Origin of the sequence: Arthrobacter liuii, assembly GCF_014639275.1 — a bacterium.
GTDB classification, from domain to species: domain Bacteria; phylum Actinomycetota; class Actinomycetes; order Actinomycetales; family Micrococcaceae; genus Arthrobacter; species Arthrobacter liuii.
In genome coordinates, this window is the sequence record NZ_BMFW01000062.1 from 1 (window position 1) to 7,392 (window position 7,392).

The following is a 7,392-nucleotide window of genomic DNA, read 5'->3' on the forward strand; positions in this document are numbered from 1 at the left end:
TGCGGTCGTAGTTGCCGATCGAGCGGGTGAGGTATTCGTCCACCGTGGCCTGGGTCAGCCACTGGTGCCCGTCGGCGGACATGGTCCCGGAGGAGTAGGTGTTATCCAGCAGCGGACCGGCGGCCGAGGCCAACGCGTGATGGTTTGGGGTGGTCGTGCCGCCAAACTGTGCCAGGGCGGGGTCGCCGTTGCCGCGGCTGTCATCGCCCAGGACCTGGTCGTAGGTGCGGTTCTCCTTCACGATCATGAACACGTGCTTGATCTCCGAAGGATCCCCGTCACGGCGCGGGATCGCGACCGGGGCTTTGCCCTGGGACGGGTCCTTCTTCAAATCGGCCAGAGCTTCGGTCCACTGGTTGTTCGCCCAGACCTGTTTGGTCATCTCCGGCAACTGCTCCGGGGTCGGGGTCGGAACGGTGCTGACCAGGCCAAGATCGGATTTGACGTTGTGGCCGCCGTCGGCTCCCGGGGCGCCGAGGGAGCCGACACCCTTCTCGGACGAGATCACGAGTTGACCCAGTGCCTTGTCGTACTGGACAGTGCCGGGGTACCAGCCGGTGGGGATCAGGCCCTGGAAGGTCGCCGGTGTGCTCTGGTCCTTGAATTCATACACGGCCACCGCGTTGGCCTGACCGAGGGCGACGGCCAGGTGGGTGTCATCGAGCATGGTCAACGAGCTTGGTGAGCTGCTCGCCGGTGCGCCGGGGAGCGGGTTGACGTTGATGGTCTGCCCGAGCTTGCCGGTCTTAGTATCGATGACCGAGACGGTGTCGGAGTTGGAGTTGGCGACGAAGACGTTGTCGCCGTGGACCAACAGCGCCGAGGGGGCAAGGCCGGTCTCGTAGCCGCGGATCACGGTGCCGGTGGCCGGGTCGACCTCGGAGACTGACCCGGTGGAAGGGGAGCCGTTCTCATCGTTGGTGACGATTTTCGTCCCGTAGGAGTCGTTGGTTTTGTCCCCGGGCTGGGCCGGCCGGCCGCCCTGGTTCGCCACAAAAGCGTGGCCGTCCTCGACCACCACATCCCGAGGTGCGTTACCGACCGGGATCTGCCGGATCACAGCTCCGGTGTCTCCGTCCAGGACCGCAAGCATGTTGGTGCCGTTCAGGGTTGCCAGGATCTGCTTGCCGTCCGGGCCAAAGGCCAGACCTGCCGGAATCGGGTCCTTACCATCCGTTCCGGGCAGCGCCACCGCCACCGGGTTGGACAGCGAACCGTCGGCTGCCACGGCGAATTTGACCAGACCTGCGGTGTGGGCAGCCCACAGGGTTTTGCCGTCCGAAGAATAGAGCAGGCCCCCGTAGGAGGTTGACCCCTCAGCGGCGGGCGGTGAGATCTGCTGCAGGACCTTGTGATTGACCAGGTCCGTGACGGTGAACTGCCCCTTGCCGTGCCAGGTTTCATTCACGGAGGTTTTGCCGTCCGGGGACACCGCCATCGCGATGCTTCGGCCTGTCTGTTCGACGCCGGTCCCGGCAGGGGTGATCTTCTGGTTCGTTGCGGTCAGGACCGACCCGTCCGCCTGGCGGCCGATCAGGGCATTGCCCCAGCCGGTCTGCGTGGCGGCGTAAGCGGCGCCGCCTGCCATGACGACGGCCAACGCTGCCGCCGGGACCGCGACGCTTTTGCGCATCCGGCGGTTCGTGCTGGTGTTCTTACCCATGATTTTTCTTCCCTCAACCAAGAAATGGCGCGAGTGCTAACACACACTCGTATGGTCACCGGGTGTCCCCCGGCGACTTGAGGAACGAACTAATCCAAGAGTGGACAGCACCGCCCGGCTCCTTACAGCCTTATGGTCAGACCTTACGATGAGGCGAGCAGTACATGAACACAGTCCGAATCGTCAAAGACGACAACACCGGCACCTGATACCGTTCAGCGACTTCCGACCGTGATATGGGCATGCTCAACCGTGTTCACCCCCCACGCCATCGGGGACCAGACCGCCACGGAACTGCATTTCCGAAATCCGCGAGGGGACCTTCAGGCCGCGGCGTTCCGGCGCGTCCTACGTGCGATCATAATGACGGGTCGGGGTGATGTGGCGGCCGTTCAGTGACCGAGGGAGGTGTGGACGGGACGCTGGAGAAATAGCCCAGACAAATTGTTCGGCGTGCTCGTTCTCTGTATGACCAGACGCCCCGGAAGCAGCGAACAGCAGCACGCGGCTCCCTGGCGGGGTAACGACGTCACGTATGCTGGATAAAGAAGCTCTGCGGACTTCCCGCCTGGACACAGTCGTCCCCCTGCCCCGAGCACAGGCCTATACTGCCAGACGAGACGGACGGACAGCACCGTGAACCACGAACCCGGAACCACCACCATTCAGGTTGCCGATGCCGAGAGCATCGACCGCGAGCTTGATACCGCGGTGGCAGCAGTCCGCGAGCAGGCACTTCAGGAACGCCGCCGCGGGATCCTGGTGACGCGTCGTGGACCTGATTCCTTCACCGTTGCCCTCAGCGATGAAGTGCCCTTCGGACTGACCCGCGAAAAACACGACTGGTAAGACCCGGAATCTGGCGATAACGACCCTGCCGGCCTCATGGAAGTGCTCATTGCCCGCGCCACGGTAAGCGATCCCTGTACTGGCCCGTCGGGATCAGTTCGCACCCCGAAATTTTCTCCTTTTAGCACCCGGCAGGTGTTCTGCTGGCTACATCAAGGTGAAGTCACATTCCGGGGTCTCCGCGGACCGGGCTGCTCGACAGCTCCTTCCCGTCAGATCCGCCTGGAGTGGATAAGTCCAGAACCTTGTGGGAGCGGGAGCCGCGGCGTACCGGCCGGGGATTTGCCGACGGGTTGCCTGAATCTCGCAGCCGGGCCCGCAGGGTCGTCGTTGCTGGACTGGATGGGATGAAGAAGGACGTGAGAGTAGTAGCGGGAGGTAAGGCTGTTCTTGGGCTTCGGATGGACGGGGTGCTGCAGATTGCGGGACCCATGGCGTGCATATAACGACCGACGATGCCCAGGATGCGGTGGCCGTTTTGCGTGATCTGAGCCCCGGGGGCCTTGGCCGCGGGATTGGTGGTGTCAGCGCCTTGCCGACGGCCGGGATCGTTTTCCCGCGGAGTCTGTCCCTGGCACTGGATTCGACCAGTGTCGGTGTAAGTGCGGATCCGACCGCGTCCGCCATCCCGCATGGAATCTCGGCTGGTCTTCGGGCCAACGCACGCCTGGCCACGGAGAAATTACATTCTCGCAACGCTCAGGCAACCTCGGAGGCGCAGAGTCTGGACAGGGAACGCGTCGGAAAGGACCCCTCGTGAACGCCGGTGAGACAAGAGCCTTCGATTCCTGCCCTGAGATTACTGTCGGGATCAATGCCCGGTACAAAGACGCTTTGGCGTATCGGGGACCGATCACGGAGCGGATGCCGGACAGTGGCTTGTTCTGGAATCATGGATGAGTTGATCGGCGGCCGGAGGGTGCTGGACATGGCCGATCTGGAAATCATCCTTCTGCAGGCGGTGCCCCTGCCGGGAACTGCCGGTGCCGAACCGGCCGCCGTGTAACCAGGCTTGGCTTGTGAAGCTCGAGGTGATTCAAAACAAGGCTCGAATGCCTGATTCGGACTCCTATGCCGGGGGTGAGGTCACCACCGGTTTGAAGCAGATGGAACCGTCTTTTTTGGGTCGGCCGAAGCCGCCCTCATGGAAACGTCGCCGGAATGCCAGCTTATGTTCATGTTGACACGTCGTTAGTGGCGGGCGTTGGTTGTTCTGCTCTGATATGAACGGTCCGTGAGTAACCTGGAACGTGTTGCGGTGCCCTACGGGCGGCAGCGTGTACTGACGCTGGCGGATCTTGGGTTCGAGGCGATCGTTCTGCCAGGAGCCATGCAGGCCCTTGAGGTTGACGAACTCTTTAGGGCTGATAGGAATCTGCGAGGGGTCGTGATCGATGGCCCAGACGGTCCCGGGTTGTTGAGCCGGGACCAGCTGGAATTCAAGATGTCGGGCCGCCTGAGTTATGGCCGTGCCCTGTACTCGCGTGCGACGGCGGCAGAGCTGCTGGGTGATTCGAACGTCACCGTTCCTGCCGGGCTCGGGATACCCGAAGCGGTCCCGGTCATCCTGGAACGGGCCGAAGCGACCCGTTACCAGGATCTGCTTGTTCTAGGCACGGGCGGACCGCGGATCGTGCCGGTCTCGGAGGTCTTCGAAGGCCTCTCAGCGGTTTTCCGGCATGCTTCCTTGCACGATCCCCTCACGGGTCTGCCCAACAGGCGCATGCTGGAGCTGGAAGCGCCGGCTTTGACCAAGGACACCGACCGGTCACGGATAGGGGTTCTTTTCATTGACCTGGATGATTTCAAAGGCGTCAACGACACGCACGGGCACCGTGCGGGGGATATCGTCCTTGCCGAGTTCGCCCAACGCCTCTCCGGATGCGTCCGAGCCCAGGACACCGTGGTCCGTCTGGGCGGGGATGAATTTGCCGTCCTGCTGGTCGGTGCGGATGGAACTGAAGCCGGAGCCGTCGCGGACCGGGTGCTGGGATGCATGAATGAGAACTTTGTCGTAGACGGCCATCACCTCGACGTCACAGCCACGATCGGTTTAGCCATGGCTGGGGAGCTCACCGGCGATGGCGCCGCCGAGGGAACACTGACCGAGCTCGAGGCGCTTCTGAGGCACGCTGACGGGGCGATGCTTGAAGCTAAACAGGCCGGTAAACGCCGGGTAGGGCGGATCTCCAATCCGGGGAGCCTGGCGGGGTTTGCCCGGGAGGCACTCCTCCGCCGCCGGCTGCCCCGCGCTTTTGATGACGGGGCGTTGAGTCTGGAGTACCAGCCGCTCCAGGACGTGGCGACCGGGGCGGTCCACGGCGTCGAGGCGCTGCTGCGCTGGAGAGATCCTGAGCTCGGTCAGGTCCCCCCGGCCGAGTTCATCCCGGTCGCCGAACATACCGGGGAGATTCTCCGGATCGGGGCCTGGGTCCTTGAGGCCGCCTGCGCGCAGGCACGGTCGTGGTCCGATGCGGGAAGCCCGCTGAAGGTCTCCGTGAACGTTTCCCCCTTGCAGCTGGTCTCGGGCACACTGGCCGGCGATGTCTTGGGAGCCCTGGGCAGGCACGGGATTCCTGCCGGGCTCATGGAAATCGAAATCACTGAGGGCGCGGCAATACTGGACCTGGCCGGGGCTGCCGTGCAGTTGCGACAACTGATCGACGCCGGGGTCGGGGTCGCCCTGGATGACTACGGAACCGCCCACTCCACGATCGCGCTCCTTCGTGCACTTCCGCTGACGACCGTCAAAATCGCCAAATCCTTCATCGATGACATCGACACGGACGCACGTGCAGCAACCATCGTCCACGGACTCGTCAAACTCCTGCAAGCTGCGGGAGTCAAAACAACCGCCGAGGGCGTCGAGCGCACCGAACAACTGGCTGCACTCCAGAACATGGGCTGCGACACCGCCCAGGGCTACCTAATCTCACGCCCGGTCGCTGCCGTCAACGTCCCCGCCGCTGCCCGTCACGGAATTGACTGCACCGCCTCTTTGGTTGAAGGCCTGGGAAAAGGCCCAGCAGTCAAGACGGCGCCTCTAAAATGACCCAATATCGGACAACAAACCAGTCCCACAAGCTTCAATCAGTTCTGGGCAGCGCGGAGAATGCCGTCCAGTCCGTTCCGGGCTCGCTCCGACAAATCGAACAGCGAAGGAACCGCCGTTCTCGATGAACAGTCACACTCTAGGTCTCACCGTTCATAGTTCAGCAATCGAGCCACCAGACGATCCGGCAGGTTGAACTACACCCCCGCAGCCCCTGACCCCATCAGCTACCGCCCCACAGGCCCTGGCGCCGTGCCCGTCCGGTAAGCGGGCAACCCCCGCTCCAAGGCGACGCAGGTTGAGCCTCAGAAAAGTCCGTGCCTGACGACAGTCCCCCGCGGCAATCACCAAATCAAAAGCAACACCCCCCACAGGGTAACCGTCATGGGCCCTGGGGTAGTTTCTCTGCCCCCTGCCACCGGTAGACTATAACCCGGGGGTTCCGCCTCGGAGTTTCATCGGAGAATCCCGGCCGCCCCGGCCTAAGCTCGTGCAATGCACCCCTTGGTGGCGATCGTCCTGGTGTTCCTCACTGGGCTTGCCTGGATGGTCACGGTCACCAAGATGCTGCTGTCTAAAGCCCGGCGGCGGGTGAGGGCGGAGGGCAGACACCCAGCTCAGGCTGCAGAGGCGCTGTCTTCCGATGTGGAGACAGGGGGAAATAGCGTCCAGCCAGTCAGAGGAGACTGGGCGCGCTGGAGACGATGTAGTCCCATGCGGCTGGCCCGGTCATTGCCAGGGGTTCTTCCCCGGGGTGGTTTCCCCTAAAGTGGAGGGTATGCCACAGGGCCTTTTGCTGGCTGCGGCAGACGTCCGGTGAGCAGGCACCAGCCGGTGTACAGACCGTAGAGCTCTTCACCGTCCAGGCCATTGTCGCTGCCCGGATCCGCCTTGACTGCTTCCCGCAGGAAAGCATCGAAATGAAGGGCGTCCATTGGGTGCTCTCGCCGTCCGAACGTCTTCCCAACGCACTCCCGAAGCGTCGGCCCCAAGGCCGCCTGATGTTGCTGGTCTGAAGATAGAGGTGACCGGTCCCGTTGTACGGACGCTCGCTCACAGGCTGGAAGTACCTCAGTTGCACTCGGAGGAAGACTGGGCACGGCCGGGCTTGCGGATCTCGAACTCGGCGACGTCAAGCAGCCGCCGGCCCCCCGTCAGGACATCCTGGATCCAGAACAGCCCATGGTTGGGCGCAATGTCGGTCACTTCGCCGCGGTGGACAAGAGTGCCCTTGTAATAAGCCTCGATGCAGTCACCCGAAGCGAGGTCCCCGTCGGAACTCATGGTGCGGTCGCTGTGGAAATCGATCAGGTCGGAAGTATCCATGCTCCCAAGCTTGGCATCCTGAGGTTACGTCAAGGTGTCTCGCGGGTGTGCCCTGGCAAGAACAGTCTCGCGTAGCCTATGGACAACAACGACGTGGGGGTAAAAATGGTTCTGGGTCCGGCATTGGGCATTATGAGCATCCTGTATGCGGTCTTCATGATCGTCGTGGCCGTCCTGGCGGTGTACGCCCTCGTCCTGGCCATCGTCTTCCTGCCCCTGCGGATCGACGCACGCCATCGACGCACTGTTGGGCGTTATTGGAACCTGTTATACACCGGGGCCCGGACTTCTCATCACGTGCGTGACTGGACCCCTTGACTCATGTTACGGGCCGCTAGGGATGGGAGTGATGTCGTTCAATTTCCAGCTCTGCTGACTGTCAGACGACTGAGCCGGGTTTGTCAGGGTTGATTGGTTCCGGGCCGGGGGCGCGGTGGGCGTTCCAGGTTTTGAAGATGGTCCAGCCGACGGCGGTGAGTGGAACTGCCAGAAGGGCTCCGAC

General features: G+C 63.0%; 5 protein-coding genes. 3 read left to right on the plus strand and 2 right to left on the minus strand.

Translation table 11 applies throughout. From position 1 onward, the window contains the following. Nucleotides 1-1,663 (minus strand): YncE family protein (locus IEW19_RS22905; protein WP_188573848.1); only part of this gene is annotated, 1,663 nt, incomplete at its 3' end. A 636-nt stretch (nucleotides 1,664-2,299) separates the two neighbouring features. Here IEW19_RS22905 and IEW19_RS22910 point away from each other — a divergent pair. Beyond that, nucleotides 2,300-2,512 carry a hypothetical protein gene (locus IEW19_RS22910; protein WP_188573849.1) on the plus strand — a complete coding sequence of 71 codons (213 nt, stop codon included), beginning with the start codon at nucleotides 2,300-2,302 and terminating at the stop codon, nucleotides 2,510-2,512. Between the two features lie 1,234 nt (nucleotides 2,513-3,746). Further along, entirely contained in the window at nucleotides 3,747-5,564 is a 1,818-nt protein-coding gene (locus IEW19_RS22915) for a putative bifunctional diguanylate cyclase/phosphodiesterase (protein WP_188573850.1), read from the plus strand. A gap of 1,071 nt (nucleotides 5,565-6,635) precedes the next feature. On the opposite strand, the gene IEW19_RS22920 is transcribed toward IEW19_RS22915, so the two are convergent. Next, entirely contained in the window at nucleotides 6,636-6,890 is a 255-nt protein-coding gene (locus IEW19_RS22920) for a hypothetical protein (protein WP_229748730.1), read from the minus strand. 78 nt (nucleotides 6,891-6,968) lie between these two features. On the opposite strand from IEW19_RS22920, the gene IEW19_RS22925 reads away from it, so the two are divergent. Beyond that, entirely contained in the window at nucleotides 6,969-7,208 is a 240-nt protein-coding gene (locus IEW19_RS22925) for a hypothetical protein (RefSeq protein ID WP_188573851.1), read from the plus strand. Nucleotides 7,209-7,392: the final 184 nt, after the last annotated feature.